Annotated in this window: 23 protein-coding genes and 3 tRNA genes; 11 read left to right on the top strand and 15 right to left on the bottom strand. The window is 58.2% G+C overall.

The annotated features are described in order from the left end of the window. Nucleotides 1-11: 11 nt before the first annotated feature. Nucleotides 12-806 carry a MetQ/NlpA family ABC transporter substrate-binding protein gene (locus AR456_RS08630; protein WP_021821023.1) on the top strand — a complete coding sequence of 265 codons (795 nt, stop codon included), beginning with the start codon at nt 12-14 and terminating at the stop codon, nt 804-806. Nucleotides 807-886: 80 nt separating this feature from the next. Beyond that, nucleotides 887-1,354 carry a GAF domain-containing protein gene (locus AR456_RS08625; protein WP_021821022.1) on the top strand — a complete coding sequence of 156 codons (468 nt, stop codon included), beginning with the start codon at nt 887-889 and terminating at the stop codon, nt 1,352-1,354. 189 nt (nt 1,355-1,543) lie between these two features. On the opposite strand, the gene AR456_RS08620 is transcribed toward AR456_RS08625, so the two are convergent. From AR456_RS08620 to AR456_RS08610, 3 genes are all read right to left on the bottom strand, one after another. Then, a tRNA-Val gene (locus tag AR456_RS08620) sits at nt 1,544-1,620 on the bottom strand. A 36-nt stretch (nt 1,621-1,656) separates the two neighbouring features. Next, nucleotides 1,657-1,733, bottom strand: a tRNA-Val gene (locus AR456_RS08615). Nucleotides 1,734-1,762: 29 nt separating this feature from the next. Continuing rightward, nucleotides 1,763-1,839 (bottom strand) — tRNA-Val (locus AR456_RS08610). A gap of 307 nt (nt 1,840-2,146) precedes the next feature. Here AR456_RS08610 and AR456_RS08605 point away from each other — a divergent pair. The 4 genes from AR456_RS08605 (at nt 2,147) to AR456_RS08590 (ending at nt 7,524) form a co-directional block, all read left to right on the top strand. Further along, a complete protein-coding gene (locus AR456_RS08605; RefSeq protein ID WP_021821020.1) occupies nt 2,147-2,905 on the top strand; it encodes a DeoR/GlpR family transcriptional regulator in 759 nt (252 codons plus the stop codon). Nucleotides 2,906-3,355: 450 nt separating this feature from the next. Beyond that, nucleotides 3,356-4,177, top strand: coding sequence for an MIP/aquaporin family protein (locus AR456_RS08600; RefSeq protein WP_021821019.1), 822 nt, complete (start codon nt 3,356-3,358; stop codon nt 4,175-4,177). 84 nt (nt 4,178-4,261) lie between these two features. After that, the gene (glpK, locus tag AR456_RS08595; RefSeq protein ID WP_021821018.1) at nt 4,262-5,776 is read left to right on the top strand and encodes a glycerol kinase GlpK; all 1,515 of its coding nucleotides are present in this window, start codon (nt 4,262-4,264) and stop codon (nt 5,774-5,776) included. Nucleotides 5,777-5,814: 38 nt separating this feature from the next. Continuing rightward, a complete protein-coding gene (locus tag AR456_RS08590; protein WP_021821017.1) occupies nt 5,815-7,524 on the top strand; it encodes a glycerol-3-phosphate dehydrogenase/oxidase in 1,710 nt (569 codons plus the stop codon). 49 nt (nt 7,525-7,573) lie between these two features. Here AR456_RS08590 and AR456_RS08585 read toward each other — a convergent pair whose 3' ends face one another. Next, nucleotides 7,574-8,953, bottom strand: coding sequence for a class II fumarate hydratase (locus AR456_RS08585; RefSeq protein ID WP_021821016.1), 1,380 nt, complete (start codon nt 8,951-8,953; stop codon nt 7,574-7,576). A 331-nt stretch (nt 8,954-9,284) separates the two neighbouring features. Between AR456_RS08585 and AR456_RS08580 the strand changes: the two genes are divergently transcribed. Beyond that, on the top strand, nt 9,285-9,665 hold the full coding sequence (locus AR456_RS08580; protein ID WP_021821015.1) for a phasin family protein: 381 nt from the start codon (nt 9,285-9,287) through the stop codon (nt 9,663-9,665). A 151-nt stretch (nt 9,666-9,816) separates the two neighbouring features. After that, nucleotides 9,817-10,401 carry a hypothetical protein gene (locus tag AR456_RS08575; RefSeq protein WP_021821014.1) on the top strand — a complete coding sequence of 195 codons (585 nt, stop codon included), beginning with the start codon at nt 9,817-9,819 and terminating at the stop codon, nt 10,399-10,401. Between the two features lie 65 nt (nt 10,402-10,466). Here the strand turns inward: AR456_RS08575 and hda are convergent, their stop codons facing one another. The 3 genes from hda to AR456_RS08560 all read right to left on the bottom strand — a co-directional run bounded on the left by hda (nt 10,467) and on the right by AR456_RS08560 (nt 13,420). Continuing rightward, nucleotides 10,467-11,168, bottom strand: a complete 702-nt coding sequence (gene hda, locus AR456_RS08570; protein WP_021821013.1) for a DnaA regulatory inactivator Hda — start codon at nt 11,166-11,168, stop codon at nt 10,467-10,469. After that, nucleotides 11,165-12,265 (bottom strand): AI-2E family transporter, encoded by a 1,101-nt coding sequence (locus AR456_RS08565; protein ID WP_021821012.1) that lies wholly within the window; start codon nt 12,263-12,265, stop codon nt 11,165-11,167. The genes hda and AR456_RS08565 overlap by 4 nt, the downstream gene beginning before the upstream one ends. A 417-nt stretch (nt 12,266-12,682) precedes the next feature. Next, on the bottom strand, nt 12,683-13,420 hold the full coding sequence (locus AR456_RS08560; RefSeq protein WP_021821011.1) for a dienelactone hydrolase family protein: 738 nt from the start codon (nt 13,418-13,420) through the stop codon (nt 12,683-12,685). 297 nt (nt 13,421-13,717) lie between these two features. On the opposite strand from AR456_RS08560, the gene purM reads away from it, so the two are divergent. Both purM and purN read left to right on the top strand, forming a co-directional pair. Continuing rightward, nucleotides 13,718-14,788: a phosphoribosylformylglycinamidine cyclo-ligase gene (gene purM, locus AR456_RS08555; RefSeq protein ID WP_021821010.1), complete on the top strand. Its 1,071-nt coding sequence runs from the start codon at nt 13,718-13,720 to the stop codon at nt 14,786-14,788. After that, complete coding sequence (gene purN / locus AR456_RS08550; protein ID WP_021821009.1) at nt 14,785-15,504, top strand: phosphoribosylglycinamide formyltransferase; 720 nt, start codon at nt 14,785-14,787, stop codon at nt 15,502-15,504. Before purM ends, purN begins: the two co-directional genes overlap by 4 nt. Before the next feature lie 141 nt (nt 15,505-15,645). On the opposite strand, the gene dcd is transcribed toward purN, so the two are convergent. The 3 genes from dcd to AR456_RS08535 all read right to left on the bottom strand — a co-directional run bounded on the left by dcd (nt 15,646) and on the right by AR456_RS08535 (nt 18,813). Next, nucleotides 15,646-16,212 carry a dCTP deaminase gene (dcd, locus tag AR456_RS08545; protein ID WP_021821008.1) on the bottom strand — a complete coding sequence of 189 codons (567 nt, stop codon included), beginning with the start codon at nt 16,210-16,212 and terminating at the stop codon, nt 15,646-15,648. A 93-nt stretch (nt 16,213-16,305) separates the two neighbouring features. Further along, nucleotides 16,306-17,109, bottom strand: a complete 804-nt coding sequence (apbC, locus tag AR456_RS08540; protein WP_172796134.1) for an iron-sulfur cluster carrier protein ApbC — start codon at nt 17,107-17,109, stop codon at nt 16,306-16,308. A gap of 207 nt (nt 17,110-17,316) precedes the next feature. Then, complete coding sequence (locus AR456_RS08535) at nt 17,317-18,813, bottom strand: coiled-coil domain-containing protein (RefSeq protein ID WP_021821006.1); 1,497 nt, start codon at nt 18,811-18,813, stop codon at nt 17,317-17,319. A 399-nt stretch (nt 18,814-19,212) separates the two neighbouring features. Between AR456_RS08535 and AR456_RS08530 the strand changes: the two genes are divergently transcribed. Beyond that, a complete protein-coding gene (locus AR456_RS08530) occupies nt 19,213-20,259 on the top strand; it encodes a YihY/virulence factor BrkB family protein (RefSeq protein WP_021821005.1) in 1,047 nt (348 codons plus the stop codon). On the opposite strand, the gene AR456_RS08525 is transcribed toward AR456_RS08530, so the two are convergent. From AR456_RS08525 to ureG, 5 genes are all read right to left on the bottom strand, one after another. Continuing rightward, on the bottom strand, nt 20,198-20,416 hold the full coding sequence (locus AR456_RS08525; RefSeq protein ID WP_021821004.1) for a LapA family protein: 219 nt from the start codon (nt 20,414-20,416) through the stop codon (nt 20,198-20,200). The two genes, AR456_RS08530 and AR456_RS08525, sit on opposite strands and share 62 nt — an antisense overlap. Before the next feature lie 158 nt (nt 20,417-20,574). After that, nucleotides 20,575-22,026 (bottom strand): phospholipase D-like domain-containing protein, encoded by a 1,452-nt coding sequence (locus AR456_RS08520; RefSeq protein ID WP_021821003.1) that lies wholly within the window; start codon nt 22,024-22,026, stop codon nt 20,575-20,577. 221 nt (nt 22,027-22,247) lie between these two features. Further along, on the bottom strand, nt 22,248-22,691 hold the full coding sequence (locus AR456_RS08515; RefSeq protein ID WP_021821002.1) for a hypothetical protein: 444 nt from the start codon (nt 22,689-22,691) through the stop codon (nt 22,248-22,250). Nucleotides 22,692-22,851: 160 nt separating this feature from the next. Then, complete coding sequence (locus AR456_RS08510; protein ID WP_021821001.1) at nt 22,852-23,436, bottom strand: HupE/UreJ family protein; 585 nt, start codon at nt 23,434-23,436, stop codon at nt 22,852-22,854. A gap of 64 nt (nt 23,437-23,500) precedes the next feature. After that, nucleotides 23,501-24,154, bottom strand: coding sequence for an urease accessory protein UreG (gene ureG / locus AR456_RS08505; protein ID WP_021821000.1), 654 nt, complete (start codon nt 24,152-24,154; stop codon nt 23,501-23,503). Nucleotides 24,155-24,197 lie beyond the last annotated feature (43 nt).

The raw sequence follows: 24,197 nt of genomic DNA, 5'->3' as shown, positions 1-24,197 counted from the left end.
GAGATACAAAGATGCGCAAGACATTGATCGGCGCCCTCGCGCTTTCCACACTGTCGCTGTCCATTGGTCAGGCACTGGCTCACGACCACCACATCAAGGTAGGCACCGTGGCTGGCCCGGAAACCGATGTCATGCAGGTCGCTGCGGATATCGCCGAGGAGAAGTTCGGCCTTGAAGTCGAAATCATCGAGTTCACCGACTATGTTACGCCCAACGCCGCGCTGGCCGATGGCAGCCTGGACGCCAATGCCTACCAACACGAGCCGTACATGAATGCCATGGTACGTGATCGCGGCTTTGACTTTGCCATTGCCGGGCGCACTTTTGTCTACCCGATCGGTGCCTACTCCGAGCAGCACGACAGTCTCGACGACCTGCCGGACGGTGCCAGCATCGCGCTGCCCAACGATCCGTCCAACGAAGGACGCTCGCTGATCCTGCTGCACAACAAGGGACTGATCAAGCTCGACGACCCGGAAAACCTCGAAGCAACACCGCTGAATATCGTCGACAACCCGCACGACTATGATTTCAAGGAAATCGAAGCAGCACAGCTTCCGCACATCCTTCCCGATGTCGATCTCGCCTTCATCAACAACACTTTTGCTCAGCCTGCCGGCCTGTCGCTGGATGACGCCCTGGTGCGCGAAGGCCCCGAGTCTCCCTATGTCAACATCATCGCAGTACGCGCGGGTGATGAAGAACGCGAGGAGATCCAGCAGTTGGTCGAGGCCTACCAGTCAGATGAAGTCGCCGCCAAGGCCGACGAACTGTTCAAGGGTGCAGCCGTTCCCGGCTGGGAGTAATGGCAACACCTTGAAGAAGGCCGGCATTGCGCCGGCCTTCTGCCGTTCAGGCTACCGAACCACCGAAGAAAGAATGTCTCATGACCGACTATGCTCTACTCGCTCGCCAACTGCGGGCATTGCTTGATACCCGCGACTGGCTGACCAACAGCGCCCAGACCAGCGCCTTCCTGATGCAGGAACTCCCGGAGCTCAACTGGGTAGGCTTCTACCTGCAGCGGCAGCCACAAGTACTGTCGCTCGGCCCTTTCCAGGGCAAACCGGCCTGCCATCCCATTCCGTTCTCCAAGGGAGTTTGCGGAGCCGCGGCCCGCAGCCGTCAGACGCAACGTGTCGATGATGTTCACGCCATTGCCGATCACATTGCCTGCGACAGCGCCTCCCAGTCAGAACTGGTAGTACCCGTTATCGCTGAGGATGGCGAACTATGGGGGGTCCTCGATCTGGACAGCCCGGTCACAGGTCGCTTCAGCGCAGAAGATCAGAACGGGATTGAAGGGCTGATTGAAGTGTTTCGCGAGCAGACGGAACTGCGGTCGCAGCCGTAAGCCCCGAGCTGTGAGCAGCTCAATGCCACCCGCCAGAACACAGACAAGAACCGGGGTTCGGGGTTTCTTCCTTCTCTCCCCTTCCCTCTTGTAACTCACAGATTACAGCCCGAGCTATTCATAGCTCGGGCTCCCGCCGCAACAACAAAAAGCCCCCATCGCCAGAAGCGATGGGGGCTTTCTTGTATCTGGTAGGACCAGGCGGATTCGAACCGCCGACCTCTACCATGTCAAGGTAGCGCTCTAACCAACTGAGCTATGGTCCTGGAAAGCGGTGTTGTCGGGAGATCGCGGAGGAACACTGGTAGGACCAGGCGGATTCGAACCGCCGACCTCCACCATGTCAAGGTGGCGCTCTAACCAACTGAGCTATGGTCCTGTATGTTCGTGCGACAGAGTGTTGCAAGGTGGTAGGACCAGGCGGATTCGAACCGCCGACCTCTACCATGTCAAGGTAGCGCTCTAACCAACTGAGCTATGGTCCTGCTGCTGTTCTTCAAGACTTCTTCAAGAAACGCTTTGCAAGCAACCCCGCAACTGTCCCAAGGCAATGACTGCCCTGACAACGGATGCGTATTCTACCCAGATGGCGGCTAAATGCAAGTGATTGAGTTACGTACAGGAAGCCGACTCTTTGATCATCGCCAGCCGCACCATGTTCGTTTACGATCAGGGCATGGTCCCTGGTATGATGTTTCGCAAGTCTGCAGCGTCATCCAGCGTGCCAATAAGCGACGATGCCGGATGGCTCTGAAGCACGACGGACTGACGAGACACCATATGGAGCCCTGAATGAACCAACAACAACGCCATACGGCCATCATCGAACTGGTCAGCCAGCAGGGCTACGCCAGCATAGAGCAATTGACCGAGCACTTTGCGGTCACACCACAGACCATACGCCGTGACCTCAATGCACTGGCCGCCGAGGGGCGCGTACGTCGGGTGCACGGCGGTGCCGGACTGGAATCCAGTACCGTCAATACAGCCTATGCCACTCGCAAGACACTCAACCTCGATGCCAAACGACGTATCGCTGAAGCCGTGGCACGCGAAGTGCCCAACCATTCGTCCCTGTTCATCAATATCGGTACCAGCAATGAGCTGGTCGCCGAGGCGCTTCTCGATCATCAGGGATTGGAAATCATCACCAACAATCTCAATGTGGCGGCGGTTCTCCATCACAAGGAGGACTTCAACGTGATCGTTGCCGGTGGCCAGGTCCGTGCTCGGGATGGCGGCATCATCGGCGAGGCGACCATCGACTTCATTAACCAGTTCAAGGTCGATATCGGCTTGATCGGCATCAGCGGTATCGACGAAGACGGCTCTCTGCTCGAGTTCGATTATCAGGAGGTTCGTGTTGCTCAGGCGATCATCGGCAATTCTCGCCAGGTGTTCCTCGCCGCGGACCACTCCAAGTTCCATCGCAACCCGGTGGTCCGTCAGGGCAATGTCTCACAGCTCGACGCACTATTCACTGACCGCGAACCACCGGCCGACATCATGCGTCTGCTGCGTGAGCATGATGTAAACCTGCATATCGCCTGAAGCCTTCGAGCCCGGCCGCTACCCATTCAGCGCAGACCTTTTGTGATCTCGACCATTCGCTGGCCTTCGTCCAGTGCCCGCCTATACCTCAGCGCCCCAACAGAATGCTGTCAGAGGGTATCAAGCTTCAGCATTGACCCTCACCATTTTCGAACATCGCAACACTCCTTGTGAACATCAGCGAGATGTGTGATCCGCTGCTGCCTCAACCCAGGCCAGCCATACAGGCCCTGAATGGCTGAACCGTGCCTGCTCCCTCCCCCTCTCACTATGCACACTCAAACACTGGATACGACCAAAGGTGTAGACAATACGCGCCTTTTACACTTGTTCGCTGTTCGCTATCGCACTATTGTTTGTTCGAATTCGAACTTTATAGGCGTATTTCGAACATCAGGACGTTCGGGATTCATTACAACAAACCATCGGAAACAAAGGAGACCGGCCGTCATGACTCCGTTTATCGGCGAACTCGTGGGCACAATGCTACTGATCATCTTCGGCGGTGGCGTAATAGCTGGTGTTGTGCTCAAGGAATCCAAGGCTGCTGCCGGCGGCTGGATCGTGATCACCTTTGGCTGGGGCCTGGGAGTGGCGATGGCGGTCTATGCGGTTGGCCAGTTCAGTGGCGCACATCTCAACCCGGCCGTCACCCTCGCGCTGGCCAGCCTCGGAGAATTCCCCTGGCGTGATGTACCTGGCTATATATTGGCCCAGATGATCGGCGCCTTCATTGGCGCCAGCGTGGTATGGCTTCATTATGCTCCGCACTGGGAAGCCACCTCCGACAGCGACGCAAAGCGCGCAGTATTCTGTACCGATCCTGCTATCGACCGCCCTCTGGCCAACCTCGCCAGCGAAATCATCGGTACCTTTGTGTTTGTAGTGGGAATACTGGCGATCGGCGCCAATCAATTCACGGATGGCCTCAACCCACTGATTGTCGGGCTGCTGGTATTGGCCATTGGCCTATCGCTGGGCGGCACCACCGGCTACGCCATCAACCCGGCCCGCGACCTGGGTCCGCGCCTGGCGCATGCCCTACTGCCGATTCCCGGCAAGGGCGGCAACCACTGGCAGTATGCCTGGATCCCGGTGGTCGGTCCGATCATCGGTGGGCTTGCGGGAGCGCAGTTCTACCAGCACGTGTTCGTCAACGGCGATACATTATTGCTCTGCCTCGCAATCGGCGCGGTGGTGCTGTGGCTGCTTTATGGCGTGATTGGCGCGCGCCGACAGGCGGCCCATCTCAAGCGCCAGGGATGCGACTGACCTCGACCAGACACCTTATTGATCTCATGCAACCCTGCCGACCTCTGGCATTCAAACAACTAGATTCACTCAGGAGCCGCCACCATGGAAGCACAGCACTCTCCGGAAACCCGATACATTCTTGCCCTGGACCAGGGCACCACCAGCTGTCGCGCTATTCTCTTTGATCGTGATGCCCGTATCGTCGGCATCGCGCAGAAGGAGTTCCAGCAGCATTATCCACAGCCTGGTCGCGTCGAACACGACGCTATGGAAATCTGGGGCAGCCAGATGGGCGTGGCTCGCGAAGTGCTCGAAACCCAGGGCGTCTCTCCTACCGAAGTCGCCGCCATCGGCATTACCAACCAACGCGAGACCACCGTGGTCTGGGACAAGGCCACCGGCAAGCCGATTCATCACGCCATCGTCTGGCAGGATCGCAGGACCGCTCCGCTGTGTGATGCGCTCAAGGAACAGGGTCTCGAGCAGCATATTCGCGACACCACAGGCCTGGTGGTCGATGCCTACTTCTCTGGCACCAAGATTCGCTGGATTCTCGACAATGTTGAGGGTGCCCAGCAGCGTGCCGAACGCGGAGAGCTGCTGTTCGGCACCATGGACTCCTGGCTGGTATGGAACCTGACCCGAGGCGAGCGCCATGTCACCGACGTGACCAATGCCTCACGTACCATGCTGTTCGACATTCATGCTCTCGACTGGGATGAGCGCCTGCTGGAAGCTCTCGATATTCCTCGAGCGATGCTCCCTGAGGTGCGTCCGTCCAGCGAGATCTACGGCACAACAGACGCCAGGATGTTCGGTGGTGCCAAATTGCCCATCGCGGGAATCGCCGGCGACCAACAAGCCGCACTGTTTGGTCAGGCATGCTTCGACAAGGGCATGGTCAAGAACACCTACGGTACCGGCTGCTTCCTGCTGATGAATACCGGCGAGGAACCGGTTCCCTCGCGGTCCGGCCTGCTGACCACCATTGCCTGGGGTCTGAACGGCAAGGTGACCTATGCACTGGAAGGGTCGATCTTCATCGCCGGCGCCGCCGTGCAGTGGTTGCGCGATGAGCTGAAGATGATCGACTCCGCCGAGGACTCCGAGTATTACGCCGGCAAGGTCGAGGATTCCGGCGGTGTCTATGTGGTACCGGCCTTCGCCGGGCTCGGTGCCCCGTACTGGGACATGTATGCGCGCGGTGCCATTTTCGGCCTGACTCGCGGCTCAAGCAAGGAACACATCACCCGTGCCACGCTGGATGCCCTCGCCTATCAGACCCGCGACATCATTGACGCCATGCAGGCAGACTCAGGCATCACGCTCAAGTCGTTACGGGTCGATGGTGGTGCGGTGGCCAATAACGTCATGATGCAGTTCCAGGCCGATATGCTCGGCGTCAATGTCGACCGCCCCAAACTGACCGAGACCACCGCCCTGGGAGCGGCCTATCTCGCCGGCATCGCGGTGGGCATGTGGACTCAGGAAGAAGTCGCGCACAAGGGTGAGATCGAACGCACCTTCGAACCGAGCATGTCAGTCGAAGATCGAGAACAGCGCTACAAGGGCTGGAAAAAGGCCGTGGAACGCACCATGGGCTGGGAACGGGACTAATCAACAGGGGTCGGCAAGCGCCACCAGGAGCCAATCCAATGCAACTGCGCAACAGCAATCTTCAACGACTGACGGAAGACACCTTCGATGTGCTGATCGTCGGTGGCGGCATCAATGGCGCGTCAGCAGCGGCGGCATTGGCCGGCAAGGGCGTCAAGGTGGCGCTCATCGATCGCGGCGATTTCGCCAGCGCCACCAGTCAGCAGTCTTCCAACCTGGTCTGGGGTGGCATCAAGTACATGGAGAGCCACGACTTCGCCCTGGTGCGCAAACTGTGCCGAAGTCGTAACCACCTGATCGAGAGCTTCCCTTCCACGGTCCAGGAAATTCGCTTTCTCACCACCATCAGCAAGGGCTTTCGCTTCCATCCCCGCACCCTCTGGGCGGGGACCTGGTTGTACTGGTTGATGGGAAACGGCTTCACCCGGATACCGCGTTTTCTCAAGCCGCGTGCCATCCGGCGCGAAGAGTCGATCATCAATACGGATGACGCGCTGGGCGGTTTCGAGTACTCCGATGCCTACCTGCACGACAACGACGCACGCTTCGTTTTCAGTTTCGTACGCAACGCCCTGGATGCCGGCGCCTGTGCAGCCAACTACGTGGAATCGCTGGGTGCGAAACGCGAGAACGGTGTCTGGCACTGCCAGCTACGCGACGTAACCAACCAATCAGACCTGGAAGTTCGCGCTCGAGTGGTGATCAATGCCGCAGGCCCCTGGGTCGACCAGCACAACCACCTGACTGGCCAGCACACGGACCATCACCATGCGTTTTCCAAGGGCATCCATCTGATCGTGCCCCAATTGACAGAGCAAAGGCGCGTTCTGGCATTCTTCGCCGATGATGGCCGACTGTTTTTCGTGATCCCCATGGGGCCACGCACCTGCATCGGCACGACCGATACTCGTGAAGAGTACCCCGAGGTCGAGATTACCGATGACGATATCAACTTCGTGCTCGACAACATCAACAAGCGTCTGACACTCGACAAGCCGCTGACTCGCGATGACATCATCGCTACACGCTGCGGGGTGCGACCGCTGGCCGTCAGGTCCAACCAGAATGGTGGTCGCGACTTCCTGCAGATGTCACGCAAGCATGCCATCGACATCAGCGAGAAGGATGGTCATATCAGCATCTTTGGCGGCAAGCTGACCGATTGCTTGAATGTCGGCGAGGAAATCGTCAAGGAGGTACAGCAACTGGGCATCGAGATCCCCGAGCCGGATGCACTCTGGTATGGCGAGCCCGGCCCGGAGACCCACCAGGCCTTCATCGAGCGCGCTCAACAGATCGGGCTCGACCAGATGACGCCATCCACCTCGAGCGAGCCGCTCAGCGTGCGCCTATGGCGTCGCTATGGTGAGGGGGCCTTCGCCATGCTCGAGCGCATCGGACAGGACGCCGCCCAGGCCGAGCTGCTGATCGAAGGCACTGAGTACCTGCGCTGTGAGCTGGAGCATGCACAAAGCCGCGAGATGGTGACGCGCCTCGAAGATTTTCTGCGTCGACGCTCCAAGATATCACTGGTGGTCAGCGAGGCCGAAATTCATGAGTCGCCAGGCCTGAAGGAGGCTTGCGAGATTCTGTTCGGCAACGATGCCGACATACGTCTGCAGGAATACTTCACCCTGCAGCGTGGACAACAAGCACACCAGCAAAGCCCGGCACACCGGCAGGATGGCGCCACGTCCAGGCAAGCTGACTCCGGCGACAGCGCCCTCGGCACTGCCACCGCAACCTGATTCCGAGTGCTTCGGCCCGAATCACGGGCCGAAGCGCCATAACCTCACCTCACTCCGGAATCCCACCCCGAGTCAGCGCTGCGGGATCCAATAGCCGCTCGAGCTCCTCACGTGATAGCTCGGTCTCTTCCTCGGCAACATCCACGATCGGCCGACCCGCCTGGTAAGCCTTCTTGGCGATGGCTGCTGCAGCGTTATAGCCGATTACCGAGTTCAAGGCGGTGACCAGAATCGGGTTACGAGCCAGCGGCTCGCGTAGCTGGTCCTCACGCACCGTGAAGGTGGCAATGGCTCGATCGGCCAACAGGTGAGCGGTATTGCCCATCAGCTTGATGGAGGTCAGCAGATTATTGGCCACCAGCGGTAACATCACGTTCAGCTGGAAGTTACCACTCTGCCCCGCCACCGTGACCGCGGCATCCAGACCAATCACCTGGGCCGCGGCCTGGGCAGCAGACTCAGGGATCACCGGATTGACCTTGCCAGGCATGATCGAACTGCCAGGCTGCAACGCCTCGAGCTCGATCTCTCCCAGTCCGGCCAGGGGCCCCGAGTTCATCCAGCGCAAGTCATTGGCTATCTTCATCACCACGCAGGCCAGTCCACGCAACTGTCCCGACAGTTCCACGGCAGCGTCCTGGGAGCCAAGGCTGGCAAAGAAGCTGTCATTGGGCGTCAGGCTCAACCCCGTCTGATTGGATAATTCTCCAGCCATCCGCTCGGCAAATTCCGCATGGGCATTGATTCCCGTTCCCACAGCCGTACCGCCCTGCGCCAGGCGACAGACCCTTACCAGAGCACTATCGAAGCGCTCAATGGCCTGACCCAACTGGCTGGACCAACCGCGCAGCTCCTGTCCCATACTCAATGGCATGGCATCCATGAGATGGGTACGTCCGGTCTTGATGACCTGATCCAGCTCATCAGCACGGCCGTCGATAGCCTCACGCAGATGCACCAGTGCCGGTCGCAGCGACCCCGTCACTTCAATCGCCGCGGACAGATGCAACGCAGTAGGAATCACGTCGTTACTCGACTGCCCCATATTGACGTGATCATTGGGAGCCACCTCCAGTGAATCGCTGGATGCCAGATGAGCGATCACCTCATTCACATTCATGTTGCTCGAGGTGCCGGAGCCCGTCTGGAACACATCAATGGGGAACTGGTCATCATGCCGACCAGCAATGATCTCATCGGCGGCAGCGACAATGGCCTCCGCGCGTCTATCATCCAGCAGTCCCAACTGCTGGTTGACCGTCGCGGCAGCACGCTTGATGCGTGCAATGGCGTGTATGAAGGCCGGTGGCATTGGCTGCCCCGACACCGGGAAATTATTGATGGCACGCTGAGTCTGGGCACCGTAGAGGGCACTCTCTGGCACCTCGAGGTCACCCATGCTGTCGCGTTCAATTCGAGTTTGAGTCATGCACTGCTCCTGAAACAGAGGTCGTGCCACGGTCCACTAACCACAATGGTGCCCGTTCTCTGCACTTTCAAGCGTCATATCAGTGTCATCGGCCTGCTCTACGCTACTCCATGCCCCTCAGTTGCAGCACACCCACGACGCAGAAATATGCAATCACGAGCGGTTTCGACAATAGCATCGAAAATCATGTTGCAGTGCACAAAACGCTTTGCTATTGTGCACTGCAACAGACGAATCATTGCAATAACAGTTATTGCAACAGCAAGCGAAAGGCATCGACCCGAAGGGTCATCGCCTTGACCTAACCTCCATGACCCCAGGAGAACTCACGATGCGTACTTTTGACACCAAGGCATTCTTTGACGTCAGCCAGTTTGAAGACATCTTCTTCGCGCCGGCTCGTGCCTACACTTCCCTGACCGTCGACTTCACCGAAAAGCTGGCTCATGCTCAGCTGGACGCTGCCAAGGCTTACGCCGACACTGGTCTGGCTCAGGTTCGCGCTTTTGCTGCTGTAAAAGACGCTGAAGGCCTCCGCGGCTACATGGAAGGCCAGCAGAAAGTCGCCAAGGAGCTGACCGAGCGCCTGAAGGGTGATGCCGAGAAAGTCGTCGCTCTGCAGCAGGACTTCGTTTCCGAAAGCCAGAAGCTGACCGAAGCAAACGTCAAGAAAGCGACTGACACTGCTTCCAAGGCCGCCAGCGCCAAGTAAGTATAGGCCGAACACCGGATGTCGGCCTGACAATACAGGTTCACATCAAGGCGGCTCGAAAGACATGGCCCCCGATCTCTGGATCGGGGGCCATTTTGCGTTAATCTGACACAGCGTCGTGCTTTCTACGTCACCCAGGAGGGACCTTGATATGACACCTACTCAACGTCACTGGCTATTGGCCATGATGGCCGCCATCGTTGCCGTAAGCCTCGTCGGTTGCGGAACGATCAGCCCCAGCGGCACCACTCGCCAGCCAGAAATCATCGATATCCAAGATGGCACGGACCAATCTGAACCTCCGCCCGAGAGCAAACCGCCCTCTGATGAAGGCCGCGTCACACGTGAGATCGTATTCAACCCTGAGGAATATGCGCAGCTGCCGAAAACCGGCACTGCCGCAGTCAGTGGTCGTGTGACCATGGAGATTGGCGGCGGTACCGTCATCGGCGCCAATGAAAGCATCTCCGTTGCTCCGATCACCACCTACTCTGCCGAAGCGGCCGCCCAGGCACTGGCTGGCAAGGCCGTTGAACGCGCCGATCCCCGCGCCCGAGAGTACAGCCATTACACTAAAACAGATGCCGATGGTTACTTTCAGTTGACTGGCCTACCACCGGGTGACTTCTACGTCTCCGGCACGATCGTCGACCCTGCTACCGGCAAGCGTCAGATCATCATCAAGGAAACCACGCTGCGTAATGATCATCGCACCGAAGTGGATCTGAGCCGTTAAGGGAAAAGACCAGCACTCGGGCCGCATTGCGCGGCTCGAGTCGTTTTCGGGGCAGCTGACAATCGCTACCAGTCCAGCGCCTTCTTGACGAAGGGTATGGTCAGCTTGCGCTTGGCCGAGAGTGACGCATTGTCGAGAATTTCCAGCGAACGCAATAACTCACCGAACTCCCGGGAACCACGGTGCAGGATATAACGCGCCACCTCATCGGGAAGCTGCATGCCGCGCAGTCTTGCACGCAACTGCAGCGCACGCATACGATCTTCATCGCCGGGCAGTGCAAGGTGGAAGGTCACCCCCCAGGTCAGACGTGACGCCAGATCCGGCAAACTCACTTCCAACTGACGTGGTGGGCGATCGGCACAGATCACCAGCCGTTTGCCACTATCCCGCAAGCGGTTGAAGGCATGGAACAACCCCTCTTCCCACCGCTGACGTCCAACGACCCGCTCTAGATCATCAATCGCCACCAGGTCGAGGCGTTCAACATCTTCCAACATCAATGGAGGGAAATGCCCAAGTTCCTCCAACGGCAGATATAGCGTACGCAGATCCCGCGCCGACGCCTCGTGACAGGCCGCCTGCAACAGATGGCTGCGTCCCGACCCGGGTGCCCCCCACAGGTACAGGAAGGGCTCGCCGTCATCCTCGAACTGCCGCTGCAAATGATCGACGAGAGCGGCATTGGCACCCGAGTAAAAATTGCTGAAGGTGGAATCATCACGCAGCCCGACCCCGAGAGGTAGCTGCGCGGGCGATCGACTCATGAAGTCTCCTCGTCGGATGATGGCACTGACGACCGCTGTGGTGTCTTCTGCCCCGCATCATAAAGAGTGGAGTTTTTATAATTCTCGAGCAGATAACGCAAGATCACCATCACCATTGCCGCTACCGGCAACGCCAGCAATACCCCCGTGAAACCGAACAGTTGCCCACCGGCCAGCACTGCAAAAATGACCGCGACGGGGTGCAAGCCAATCTTGTCGCCCAGCAATTTGGGCTGCAACACCACGCTCTCCATCAACTGGCCGAAACCAAACACCACTCCAACCCCCACGAGCATCAGCCAATCGTGGAACTGGAAGAAAGTCACCACACCCGCCACTGCAATACCGACGATAACGCCCAGGTAAGGCACGATACTGGCCAGCCCCGCCAGTAGACCAATCAGCAGACCGAAACGCACACCAAGCAAGGTCAGGCCAATGCCGTAGATCACCCCTAGACACAGCATCACTATCAGCTGGCCTCGCAGGAAGGCCGACAACACCTCGTCACACTCTCCCGCCAGACGCACCGCCGCCGGCTCCCACTGACGCGGCAACATCCTGCGGACCTTACCAACCAGCACATCCCAATCGAGCAGCAGGTAAAACGTCACGACAGGGATCAGCGCCAGATTGGCCAACCAACCGACCAACGCCAGTCCCGAACGTGAAACCTGAGCCAGCAGTGTGGCGGCAATGGTGCTGGTCTCCTTCCAGTTCTCCACGACTGCCTGACGCAACGCGTCGAAATCCGTACTCAAATCCAGACCTGTCAGCGACTGCACTTCGGGCAACACCGTTTGCTGAATCCAATTGAGAATGGCGGGAAACGCCTCAACCAACTGTCCGAACTGCCGTCCCAGTATGGGAACAACCAATACCAGCGTCAGAACGACCACCAGAATCAACAGCACAAACACCACCGTAACGGCGAGGCGACGCGATAAACCACGATCCTCCAGCCGGTCGGCAAGTGGGTCTCCCAGGTACGCCAATACCATACTTACGAAGAACGGCGCGAGGACCGGCTCGATACTGACGAAGAACCATAACGCCACTGCGACCACAGCCGCGACAATCCACCACTGCCTACGCATCGCTGATCTCCATGATGCTGCGAAGAGGTTACTCTATGATTCAAAAAGGCTTTTTTCGCTGAATCCATTCCCTGATACCACCCAGCGATTCTACAGCAGAAACGGCTCGATTGGATCACCAGCACAGCCCTGTTTGCTTGCCACGGATTACTGTTACGGCATGCCTCGACGAACATGAGAAAGGCGCAAGAGCAGCAGAAGCAGGGAGCGACCACAGACCTGGCTGGTCAAGCGGGCAGGACCGGTGGTGGCGATACATCCATTGTTCAGGAACAACCTCGGTGAAGCGCCAGCTACTCCATCGGCAGTTGGATATCCGCTACACAGATTCATTTACAGGCTCGTAGCCCCTCAAGGCAGAGGCAGTGACAGCAGCTCACGCCTTCCGCAAGCCGCTGCTCCAGTCATTGGTCGCCATCAGAGGGTACGCGCGAACAGCGCGAACATCTCGACCCAGCCCCTGTCGGCTGCCTGCCTATCGTAGACAGGAAAATCCGGCTTCATCCAGCCGTGGGCTGCCCCCGGGTACAGTTCACTGCGATACGTCACCCCGGCGGCTATCAACGCCTTCTCGAAACGTTCCGCCATTTCCGGCGGATAGCTCTTGTCGTTGTCCGCCACCGCAATATACAGCTCGGCCTTGAGCTTCGATGCCAGTAGATGTGGACTGGTGGGCTGGTCGGTGGCCAGGTTGCCGCCATGGAAGCTGACCGACGCTGCGACACGACGCGGATAGCAGGCTGCAGCAGTGATCGCCATACCACCGCCCATGCAGAACCCCACCGTAGCTATCTGGTCGCCAGTGATATCATCGCGTGAGTCCAGGTATTTCAGGAATACTTCGGTATCCGCTGCCGCCTTGTGGTTATCAGTGCTGGCCATCAAGGGACCGATCACGGGGCGAATATCACCATTGGCAAAGATGTCCTCCGGCACCAGTGGACCATACTCTCCCAATCGGTAGAACAGATCCGGCAACAGCACCAGATAACCGCCGGCGGCAATGGTTTCCGCCATCTGCTTGAGCCCGGGCCGAATACCGAAGGCATCCATGTAGACGATCACCGCTGGCCAGGGGCCATTACCGTGCGGAGTGAATACATAGGCCGAGCACTTCCCGTCCCGAGTCTGCAAGGTAATCTCTTCACAAGCCATCGGCATGCCTCCTGCGAGTAGCGGCGCCATGCCGCCAGGTGGGTTTGCAGCCGCCACACTCTACGAAGCGGTGCAAGCCCTGGCAACCAATCTGAACTCGAGACGCTGGCGATTCCACTTATTCAAAGCTCATGGAGCGCTTACGAAACTGCGATGCGGGCCGCGCCACGTAGTGCTACAATTCGGCCCCCGAATCCATTCATTACCCATTGACTCATTGTCTCACGCTCGCCCCTTGACGCACCAACGATACCCCTGCTCAAAAAGGCGTGCGCAACCCTCTCCACAGGATCTGTCATGAGCGACTCATCCCGCCCGGAACGGGCATCACTCAGCTACAAGGACGCTGGTGTCGACATCGACGCCGGTAATGCCCTGGTTGACCGCATCAAGGGCGTAGCCAAACGCACCGCTCGTCCCGAAGTCATGGGTGGACTGGGCGGCTTCGGCGCACTCTGCCAGTTGCCCAGCGGCTACCGCGAGCCAGTGCTGGTCACCGGCACCGATGGTGTCGGTACCAAATTGCGTCTGGCCATGGACCTTGGACGTCATGACACCATCGGCATTGACCTTGTGGCGATGTGCGTCAACGATCTGATCGTCGCCGGCGCCGAACCACTGCTGTTCCTCGACTACTACGCCACCGGAAAACTCGACGTTGATATCGCCGCTGATGTGGTTACCGGTATCGGTGCTGGCTGTGAGCAAGCTGGTTGCGCGCTGGTCGGTGGTGAAACCGCCGAAATGCCTGGCATGTATGAAGGCAGCGACTATGACCTCGCCGGCTTCTGCGTCGGCGTTGTCGAGAAGGATGAGATCCTCGACGGCAGCAAGGTTGCCGAGGGCGATGTGCTGCTGGGGCTGGCCTCTTCCGGCCCGCACTCCAATGGCTACTCACTGATCCGCAAGATCCTTGAAGTCGCTGAAGCCGACCTGCAGCGCGAGATCGACGGTCAGAGCCTTGCCGACGCACTGATGGCGCCGACCCGCATCTACGTCAAGCCAGTGCTTGAGCTGCTGCGTCATGACGACTACCAGATCCATGCACTGTCGCACATCACTGGCGGCGGTCTGCTGGAAAACCTGCCACGGGTGTTGCCCGAGAATCTCACTGCCCACGTCGACACCGGTAGCTGGCAGCGCTCTGCCGTCTTCGACTGGTTGCAGGAGCAGGGTAATGTCGAGGACCGCGAGATGTACCGCGTCCTCAACTGCGGTATCGGTATGGTCATGGTCGTGCCTGCCGACAAGGCCGACCAGATGCGAGCCCACCTGCAGGGACAGGGTGAAAGTGTCTTCCGTATCGGCCATATTGCGGCGCGTCAGGGTGACGAGGAACAGGTCCAGTTGGAGATGCCGTCGGCATGAGTGACGATACCCTGAACGGTTTCACTCCCGAAGAGTCCACCACTCCACGAGTGGTGGTGCTGATTTCCGGTGGTGGCACCAATCTCCAGGCACTGATCGAGGCCCAGCAGCATGACGAGTTGGGCGGAGAGATTGTCGCCGTGGTTTCGAACGTAGCCGATGCCTATGGCCTCAAGCGCGCTCGTGATGCAGGTATCGATGCTGTCGCGCTACCTCACCGGGAGTACGACTCCCGCGAGGCCTTTGACTCGGCACTGACCAAGGTCATCGAGCGCCATGAACCTGACCTGGTGGTACTGGCCGGGTTCATGCGTATCCTCACGCCACGTTTCGTGCAGCGCTTCCTCGGACGTATGATCAATATCCACCCGTCGCTGCTGCCTGCCTATCAAGGGCTGCATACCCACCGTCGCGCGCTTCAGGACGGTGTCACCGAACACGGCTGCAGCGTGCATTTCGTTACCGAGGAACTGGACGGCGGCCCGGTGCTGGTCCAGGCCGCCGTCAATGTCACTCCTGACGACGACGAGGATAGCCTCAAGGCTCGTGTCTTGACCCGCGAGCATTTGATCTTCCCGATCGCGGTGCGCTGGTTCCTTGAGGGACGTCTACGCCTCGACGGCAACCTGGCAACGATTGACGGCTATCCACTGCCTCCCGGCGGTATGCGTCTCTCTCATGAGGATGCCTCCGACGAACTGGACGAGGAAGAATGACCACAAGCTATAAGCTATAAGCAACCAAGTTGTCATTCTGAAGCCATGATACGAGAACACCCCGCCAACAGCATTGGCGGGGTGTTCTTCTTACAGCTTCTGACTTATAGCTTCTGACTTATAGCTTACAGCTCGTCGCTATCATGTCCTCGGCAGTGTTACACCACGCTGTCCCATATACTTGCCGCCGCGATCCTTGTAGGACGTATGGCAGACTTCATCGGACTCAAGGAACAACATCTGCGCCACGCCTTCGTTGGCGTAGATCTTCGCTGGCAGATTAGTGGTGTTGGAAAACTCGAGGGTAACGTGTCCTTCCCACTCGGGCTCCAACGGGGTGACATTGACGATAATGCCACAACGCGCGTAAGTGGATTTGCCGAGGCAAATGGTCAGTACGCTACGCGGGATACGGAAGTATTCCACCGTCCTCGCCAGCGCGAAGGAGTTCGGCGGAATGACACACACATCACCCTTGACGTCGACAAAGCTCTTCTCGTCGAAGGCCTTGGGATCAACGACCGCCGAGTGAATATTGGTAAACACCTTGAACTCATCGGCACAGCGCACGTCATACCCGTAGCTGGAGGTCCCATAGGAGATGACCCGTCGATCGTTGACGTAACGGACTTGATCGGCCTCGAATGGCTCGATCATGCCCTCGCTCTCGGCCATACGGCGAATCCAGTTGTCGGACTTGATGCTCATGGGACTTCCTGCTGGGTGGTTCGGAAACGGGGCCACATGATACCGACCCCGGCTTATCACGTCACGAACGCTGAATCGCGTGCCTGTCGCGGCTCAGTCGCTGAAGCTGATGGTTGGGCTGGAATCGCCCTGCCCGGTATCGATCTGTGCCGCTACCTGTCGAGCCATCTCGCGGAAGGTAGCCGCCACCTCACCATCCGGTTCAGCCACAACACTGGGATGTCCACCATCGACCTGCTGGCGAATATCCAACGACAATGGTAAACGCCCAATCAGGCGGGTCTGATATTCGCTGGCAATACGTTCACCACCACCTTCGCCAAACACCGGCTCGGTGTGTCCGCACTGCGAGCAGGTGTGCAGGCTCATATTCTCGACCACCCCCAACACCGGGACCTTGACCTTGCGGAACATCTCGATACCCTTGCGCGCATCAAGTAACGCAATGTCTTGAGGAGTGGTCACGATCACCGCGCCATCGACCGGCACTTTCTGCGCCAACGTCAACTGAATATCCCCCGTACCCGGCGGCATGTCGATGAACAGATAATCCACCTCATCCCATAACGTCTGGTTGAGCATCTGCTGAAAAGCACCTGCAACCATCGGTCCTCGCCAGACCATGGGCTCACGCACATCAACCATGAACGCCATCGACATCGCCTGGATACCGTGGGCCTCGAGTGGTTGGAAGCGGTTCTCGCCAATGGCTTTCGGCCTTGTTCCCTCAGCAATTCCCAGCATCTGAGCCTGACTGGGGCCGTAGATGTCGGCATCCAGTACTCCGACACGATAGCCTTCAGCCGCCATCGCCAAAGCCAGATTCACCGTTACCGTAGACTTGCCGACACCGCCCTTTCCTGAGGCAACGGCGACGATATGCTTGACCCCTTCAATCACAACCTACTCCTGTTGCCGAGATTGACACGTTCACTAACGTGCAGTCCTGGTTGATCTTCACAGCATTTGTCTGATCCTTGCAGTATACGCGCCAGCCAGGCCTGAGGCGATGCCACCGCGGGCCATCAACAACGCTATGCCATAAACGCATGACGGCAGGCCCGAAGGCCCGCCGTCAATACGTGGAAAGGGCATCGAGCCGTTCTACTGCTCGGCCGCGTCCTCACTGGACTTTGACTGCTCGGCATCAGCAGCAGAACCCGCTGCTTCACCACTCTCTGCATCGCCATCCTCGGCGCTGGAACCGTCCTTTTCAGTAATGAACTCGACGCGAGGCTCCGAGTCCGCGGTTTTTGCGGCCTGGTCGTCGCTGGAGGTCTTGCCGTCGCCAGTTGCAGCGGACTCCTCCACATCAGTACCGGTCGCCGCACTATCGGTCGCCGCATTATCGGTCGCCGCACTACCGGTCGACTCTTCACTCGAATCCCTGGCGAGTGCCGGAGGCAATGCCGGAGCCGATTCGGCAAGATCCGCCAATGATGCGCGCCACCCTTCCAGCTGCTGATTAAGCTGCTGAAGATGATCACGACGCACACCGATGCTCTGTTCAAGGTCTGCTACCGCGTTCTGCAACTGGTCTCGGGTTGCCGCTGCCTGTTCGGATTGTGCCCGCACTTCCTTGAGTTGCTGTTCGGCACTGGCACGCTGTTCAGCAACATCCTTGAGTGTGGTTTCAAGCTCAGCAAGGGCCTGCTGCTGTTGCTGATCGGCTTGCTGCTGCTGTTGTTGGAGGGTGGCAATCTGCTCTTCCAGCTCACCTACCGTCGCGTTCTTCGTCTCGATTTCAGCAGCCAATTCTTCCACTCGAGCCTCAGCATCGCTGATCCTGCTCTCCAGCGAGCTGATTTCTTCGGACAGCGTATCGCGTTCGGAAGCCAGGGACTCACGCTCAGCCGTCACTTCTGATAGTCGGTTACGCGCCGCCACCAGCTCAGCGTCGAGATTGGCCTCGGTGGCCTCAAGTTGCTGGAGATTCGCCTCAACTCGCGCCGCTTCTTCCTCGGCAGCGGCCTGTTCCGCACGAGCCTCCTCAACGCGTATCGCCAGTGTCTCAGCATCCGAGCGCATCTGCTGGAGCGTCTGATCAGCCTCGCGCCATTCACCAAGCTCCTGCTCCATGCCAGCAGCTTGATCTTCGAGAGTCGCCAGCTCAGCCTGACGACTCTCGAGCTGCTGCTGAAGCTCATCACGGGCATCCCCGTTCGAATTTGCCGTGGTTTGAGCAACAATCGCCCAGACCAGGCTTACCCCCGCTACGGCGACCAGCCCTTTTACCCGGTTATCCTTCAGGAACTCCGCTACCGAGCCCGACTGCCCCGCAGACGGTGGCTTACCAGCATGCCCTCGACTGTTCCCGGCAGCGCTACCTGATGAGCCTTCAGCGGTGCTCTCGGTTGAAGCCTTACTGGAGATTGTCTCCGAAGAGCTTCCAGCAACGCTCCCGGAGGTACTGCTGGTCGCTTTGCTTGAGGCGCTTTCTGAAGCCTTCTCTGCACCTGTCTTCGAGGTGCCCTTATCCGCCTCAGCATCCTTGCTCGTATTGGTGTTCTCAGTGGCGTTCTCGGCGTTGTTCTCGTCCGTATCCTGAGAGGAGCTCTGTGGCTTCTTCCGAGGTCCGTCCTGCGTATTATTGTCATTCATAGGGGTGTCTCCCGTTGAATTTCCAGCCGCCGACCGTTCAGGTCGGCACCATGAGTGCCTCTCCAGCATACCCGCTAGTCACGACAACTGTCAGAACCAGGCTTCGCCAAAAATGCGCTCATCCGAGCATTCACGCCATCGAGCAGCGGAAAAATCCTGCAAATGCCTATGGGGCATGCGTCGAAGCCCGTCTGCCCAGCCAGCACTCATCATCAATCCACAATATCAGCGGGGTGCACTAACAGCGGGGTGCACTACGGATGGTGCTCTGTCATGACGACAGGAATTGGCAAGAATGTTCCAGGCCTACGAATAGCCGGCCGATGATCCATCGCGATAGTTTGACGTTCGCCCTATGCGGACGACTATCATGGGCTGTCCATCAAGGAAGACAGATCCATGAGCAAAGCTCGCAGGTACTATCTTTCCCTGCTTACGCTGGCCCCGCGCCTCGCAGTCTTCTTCTGGCGAGTACTGGTCAATTTCGTGCATAACCACGGGATGCTGCTGGCAGGAGGCGTCGGCTTCAATATCCTGCTATCGACCATTCCGCTGTTCGCGCTGATGGTAGTGGTCATCGCCCAGGTGGTCGACGAACAACAGCTGCTGACGGTACTCAGCTTGCAGGCGAGGCACATTGCACCGGCCCATGCCGATATCATGCTCGAATCGGTGCGCGGCCTGATCGACTCCAGTGCCTTGATCAGTCTGTACGGTATTCCGGTATTACTGTTGTTCAGTTCCTTTGCGTTTCGCATGCTGGAAGATGCGCTCGCCATCATCTTTCACAAGCCCGATGTGCAAGACCGACGCAGTCTATGGGTTTCCTTTCTGCTGCCCTATGGCTTCATGCTGGTCCTGACGGCGCTGTTGTTCAGCCTGGCGATCGCGGTGAGCCTCGCCAATATCGTCAACTCACTGTGGATGGCGATATATGGCAGCCCGCTGCCGATCGCCAATCTCCAGGATCCGTTACTCAACTTGATCAGCTTCACAGGAGTCTTCTTCCTGTTCAGCGCCATCTACAAGATCCTGCCAGTGGTGAGAATTTCATTACGCCGCGCCCTGGCAGGAGGTTTTGCGGCAGCCTTGATGTGGGAAGCTGCACGTCTGGTGCTGGTCTATTACTTCGCCAATCTTTCACTCGTCAACGAAGTTTACGGCTCATTGGCCACTCTGGTTGTCATACTGCTGAGTCTGGAAGTCGGCGCAGCGATCCTGCTACTCGGCGCCCAGGTGATTGCCGAACTCGAACACAACAGCCGCCTGGGATTGCCCTGGTATGTCTCTCCCGGAAAACAGACTACTCCCCGAGAGCTCGCTACGCCCCACCATTCAGCTACAAGCTATTATCTGACCACGAAATCAGTCCGGCCACCCTTCGTCAGTGTTTCGGATCCTCGTGACGAAGACGACGAACCACCCCCATCAGACCACGCCCGCTGACCATTCCCAACACATAGATCACCACCACCAGCAGTGCCATCGGCATGGTGATGGTCCACCCCAGCAGTTGGACATGCACCATCTCGATGTTCTGCACCACCAGAATGACAATCAGTGCCAGACAGACAACCTTGATCACCAACCAGAATCTATCCATGAGCTCCCCCGGATAACGACAGGAAAAGGTTGCCCGCTGGCCGATTCCTTCTGCGCCTTCGTGAGCAACCGCTACCCAGGAAAGATGAGCGGCGCTCCACTGGGTGTCAAGTCAGCCAGTTCGGGGGGCCAGGTTAACACCTGATGGCGAAATATCGCCTAGAACGTCGATAACCCTGTCGCTTCCATCACCCGATATCGCCAGTTTTCGAACCAACCACTGCGCTCTGCAGGTCGCCAGCGGCGGCTGGTTCGCCTCTCCGGAGAGGACTCCCAGCGCTGTTCGAACCAGGCGCTGATCTGCCGCATGACCGGTTCATCAGACGGCGCTTTCAGGAGCACACTGGTTTCGAGGTTGTAGTCGTCCAGGTTACGGCGGGTCATATTGGCGGAACCCAGGATCACTTTATTCCCACCATTCGCTCGAACCAGGTGCAGCACCTTGCTGTGGCACTGCTCACCCGCGGTAAGACACCAGCGGACCGCAATACCCACATCATGCAACTCCGTCGCCACTGGCTGATTGGGCAGGCCACCCTTGGCAAAACCAAAAGCCTCACGATTGGGGTCCAGCAAAACACGTATCTGGACTCCCCGCTCCACCGCTTGCTTGAGAGCGTCGATTAGCGGACGGTGCGCGAGGTAGAAAGCAGCCATATCAAGACGATCACCAGATTCGGCGTCCGCGATCAGTGCCAGGGATGCATCCCGGATTGCACTTTCGGTGACCAGCTGTACCTGGGCGCCATCTCCCGAGGCAGCAACAGGCTCTGCCGGTAGTTCGATGTCTACTCCTCCCCAACCCGCCACGGTGGCTTCCGAGGCGAGCACATCCAATGCGAGATTTCCGCTGATGCGCAAGGCGACATTACCATGGCGACTACTGCCATCATGGGGATTGGCAGAGGTAATCAGCGCTGACCATGTGTCATTCTGATCCACCACCAGTGTCTTGCGATGATTGGCGCGGAAATTGAGCATCGCCAGGTAGCTGCGCAGCGTGACGTCCGGTCCCTTGAAGATATTGGGCAACCAGCCGCCTTCTGGGTCATTGCCGAGACGATCGAGACCCAGATGCCATAACCCGGACCACAGCGGATTCGAGGCCCTCAACCGATCAAGGTCGGTGAACAGGACTTCAATACCTGAGTCCTGCAGCTTGCGAAAGTGCTCTGGCATGACCCCGCCGTAGAAGGTGTTGAGGGGGTCACTGATCACCACTACACGTAGCTGCGGATGCTGCTGCCGAGCATCGATCAGCGCCTGGCTCAGTTGGTCAGCAAGGTGGCGTGACACACTCGGATTGTCCCCGGATAGCGAATTGAACAGGAACATGTCCATCACGACCAGTTGGCGCGCTTGAGCAATCATGCTCAACACCTCATCGAATATCTGCTGATCAAGATGTCGCTGCCCACGGGCATCGTACCAGGTACGGTCACTGAGAAAGCGGATATCTTCAGCCGTCCGCAGCGGCCAGGCCTTGCCCACCGTATCCGGCAATGGCTTGATCGTCTGCCACAGGGCCATCGTCCCCCAGGCCAGCAACAACAGCACCAACAACCACACAACCAGACGCTTCGCTCTGGCGCCTTTTCTTCTTCCCTGCATCAACCTTCTCCTGAAGGATCTCCGATGTTCTCTGATCGTCAGTACCAGCTACAGACGATGCCCTGGGACCATGCCTCAATCACTGGGTCACAAGGTATAACAAGCCGGGCGAAGACAGGAAGTGCGGAGGAATTGTCGTGCAATACCACAAATGGCGATGCCCGGCTTCTGCCGGGCATCCAATGAGGGGTTGGTATAGGCGAATCATCATGCCCACCCCGCTACAGGCCTTCCCTCCTGAAATCAGAAAGGGTTCGCAGTGGCACTACAACCTTATCGCCAAACCTGAAACACTTACCGGCCACAGCGAAGTTGGTGGCGACTCCAACTACCAAAATCAGTACGCTGGTACTGAAGGACAGACTGTTCGCCACCACCAACGAAATCGAAGTCAGAACCATGACGAACACGCTCACACCGATGATCATACGTCGACTTCGAATCTCTTCCTGCATATGCTCGTAGACAACCTGCAGTTGCTGCCTTGTGCTGCTGTCGCACACACAGTTCACACCGCAGCCGGTACATCGGTGCTCGCCCCCTCGTTCCAGGTAAATCACCTGCCCCCAGCTAAGCGGCTGGATTGCACCACATGCCAGACAGCCGGCATCCACCCCTGAACTTTCATTGTCCAGGGTAGCCACCTTCTGAGCAGACACATCCATGTGCTCTTCTCCCTTGTTCCCTGCGCCTACACCGTCGATGAGAGAGTCATCCCGAGCGGCGCCATTTAATATTATTAACCCCTGTTTTTCTTATAAACCCAGATATACCTCAATAGGATACGTCGGTAGCAACAGATACTACAAAATCATCTCAACGTCATCACGACATCATGAAGAACGCCCCACAAGCGGCAATTCCTGCTCCGAGGACACGCAGCGCTGGGTTCTCGCGAGACCCCAGCCAACCGCCGAGGTGACGTGCGCCCCAGGTGATCAGCAAGGTTGAAATGGCAAAGCCGACGAAAAAGGCCAACAACGAGCTACCCGCGGGAATTTCACTGCCGTGAGCATAGCCATGAAACAGCATGAAGGCGACGACCAATACCATACCCAAGGCACTCGGCAGACGAGCCAGGCTGGCTACCATAATGCCGGCCAGCAGTACTGACAATGCAATAGCACCTTCCACGCCAGGTAAAGATAGACCTGATGCAGCAATACTGGCTCCAGCAACCATTCCGCCCAGAGCCAGCCAAGGTACGGCGGTACGTACCGACGCGCCCTGACGCATGCTCCAGAGGCCGATGGCAATCATCGCCAGCAGGTGATCGAGTCCCAACCAGGGATGCGTCAGGCCGGCGACCAGACCACCCTGCTCAGCCCCATGGCCAGGATGCGCCAACGCAAGTCCGGATCCGAGGGCAAGTGGCGCAACGGTCAATAGACGAAACATCAAGCGGGGCATGGCTTTCTCCTTATCAATGGAAGACGTTGTATAGAAGACGGTTCAACACAGCGAGTCAGGCGTCCTATGAGGCCTGGCCGGTGGCGGCAACATGACGCTCAGGCAGCATGCCGCGCTCGATGATGAAATCGATGATGGTGTCGAGGCCAACGCCGTCATAAAGATTGGTGAAGACAAAGGGACGCTCACCACGCATTTTTCGTGAGTCGCGCTCCATGACATCCAGCGAGGCATGTACCTGCTCGGCGATATCGATCTTGTTGATGATCAACAGGTCGGAACGGGTAATGCCGGGGCCACCCTTGCGCGGAATCTTGTCTCCTGCGGAAACATCGATCACGTAGAGCGTCAGGTCCGACAACTCCGGGCTGAATGTCGCCGAAAGGTTGTCTCCTCCCGATTCCACCAGCACCATCTCGAGCCCGGGATGACGTTGCTGCAGATCATCAATGGCAGCGAGATTCATCGAGGCATCCTCGCGGATGGCGGTATGCGGGCAGCCGCCGGTTTCCACGCCGAGGATACGATCCGCCGACAAGGCTTCATGTCGAGTCAGAAAATCGGCATCTTCACGGGTATAGATATCGTTGGTCACCACCGCGATGTCGTAGCGATCACGTAGCGCCTTGCATAGCTGGCGAAGCAACGCAGTCTTGCCCGATCCCACTGGGCCGCCCACACCAACACGCAGACAGTGACGGGGTGCGGTATCGGTCATGGTCAATTCCTCTGTTTGTGTATTGCATACAGTCCTCGCAGCC

It is taken from the genome of Halomonas huangheensis, assembly GCF_001431725.1.
Classification (GTDB): domain Bacteria; phylum Pseudomonadota; class Gammaproteobacteria; order Pseudomonadales; family Halomonadaceae; genus Halomonas; species Halomonas huangheensis.
Note: the sequence above shows the minus strand (reverse complement) of the source record. Positions and strands in the feature narration are given on the sequence as shown.

Coding starts and splice junctions, on each gene's coding strand:
- AR456_RS08630 (WP_021821023.1), top strand. CDS start 12: ATGCGCAAGACATTGATCGGCGCCCTCGCGCTTTCCACACTGTCGCTG.
- AR456_RS08625 (WP_021821022.1), top strand. CDS start 887: ATGACCGACTATGCTCTACTCGCTCGCCAACTGCGGGCATTGCTTGAT.
- AR456_RS08605 (WP_021821020.1), top strand. CDS start 2,147: ATGAACCAACAACAACGCCATACGGCCATCATCGAACTGGTCAGCCAG.
- AR456_RS08600 (WP_021821019.1), top strand. CDS start 3,356: ATGACTCCGTTTATCGGCGAACTCGTGGGCACAATGCTACTGATCATC.
- glpK (WP_021821018.1), top strand. CDS start 4,262: ATGGAAGCACAGCACTCTCCGGAAACCCGATACATTCTTGCCCTGGAC.
- AR456_RS08590 (WP_021821017.1), top strand. CDS start 5,815: ATGCAACTGCGCAACAGCAATCTTCAACGACTGACGGAAGACACCTTC.
- AR456_RS08585 (WP_021821016.1), bottom strand. CDS start 8,953: ATGACTCAAACTCGAATTGAACGCGACAGCATGGGTGACCTCGAGGTG.
- AR456_RS08580 (WP_021821015.1), top strand. CDS start 9,285: ATGCGTACTTTTGACACCAAGGCATTCTTTGACGTCAGCCAGTTTGAA.
- AR456_RS08575 (WP_021821014.1), top strand. CDS start 9,817: ATGACACCTACTCAACGTCACTGGCTATTGGCCATGATGGCCGCCATC.
- hda (WP_021821013.1), bottom strand. CDS start 11,168: ATGAGTCGATCGCCCGCGCAGCTACCTCTCGGGGTCGGGCTGCGTGAT.
- AR456_RS08565 (WP_021821012.1), bottom strand. CDS start 12,265: ATGCGTAGGCAGTGGTGGATTGTCGCGGCTGTGGTCGCAGTGGCGTTA.
- AR456_RS08560 (WP_021821011.1), bottom strand. CDS start 13,420: ATGGCTTGTGAAGAGATTACCTTGCAGACTCGGGACGGGAAGTGCTCG.
- purM (WP_021821010.1), top strand. CDS start 13,718: ATGAGCGACTCATCCCGCCCGGAACGGGCATCACTCAGCTACAAGGAC.
- purN (WP_021821009.1), top strand. CDS start 14,785: ATGAGTGACGATACCCTGAACGGTTTCACTCCCGAAGAGTCCACCACT.
- dcd (WP_021821008.1), bottom strand. CDS start 16,212: ATGAGCATCAAGTCCGACAACTGGATTCGCCGTATGGCCGAGAGCGAG.
- AR456_RS08535 (WP_021821006.1), bottom strand. CDS start 18,813: ATGAATGACAATAATACGCAGGACGGACCTCGGAAGAAGCCACAGAGC.
- AR456_RS08530 (WP_021821005.1), top strand. CDS start 19,213: ATGAGCAAAGCTCGCAGGTACTATCTTTCCCTGCTTACGCTGGCCCCG.
- AR456_RS08525 (WP_021821004.1), bottom strand. CDS start 20,416: ATGGATAGATTCTGGTTGGTGATCAAGGTTGTCTGTCTGGCACTGATT.
- AR456_RS08520 (WP_021821003.1), bottom strand. CDS start 22,026: ATGCAGGGAAGAAGAAAAGGCGCCAGAGCGAAGCGTCTGGTTGTGTGG.
- AR456_RS08515 (WP_021821002.1), bottom strand. CDS start 22,691: ATGGATGTGTCTGCTCAGAAGGTGGCTACCCTGGACAATGAAAGTTCA.
- AR456_RS08510 (WP_021821001.1), bottom strand. CDS start 23,436: ATGCCCCGCTTGATGTTTCGTCTATTGACCGTTGCGCCACTTGCCCTC.
- ureG (WP_021821000.1), bottom strand. CDS start 24,154: ATGACCGATACCGCACCCCGTCACTGTCTGCGTGTTGGTGTGGGCGGC.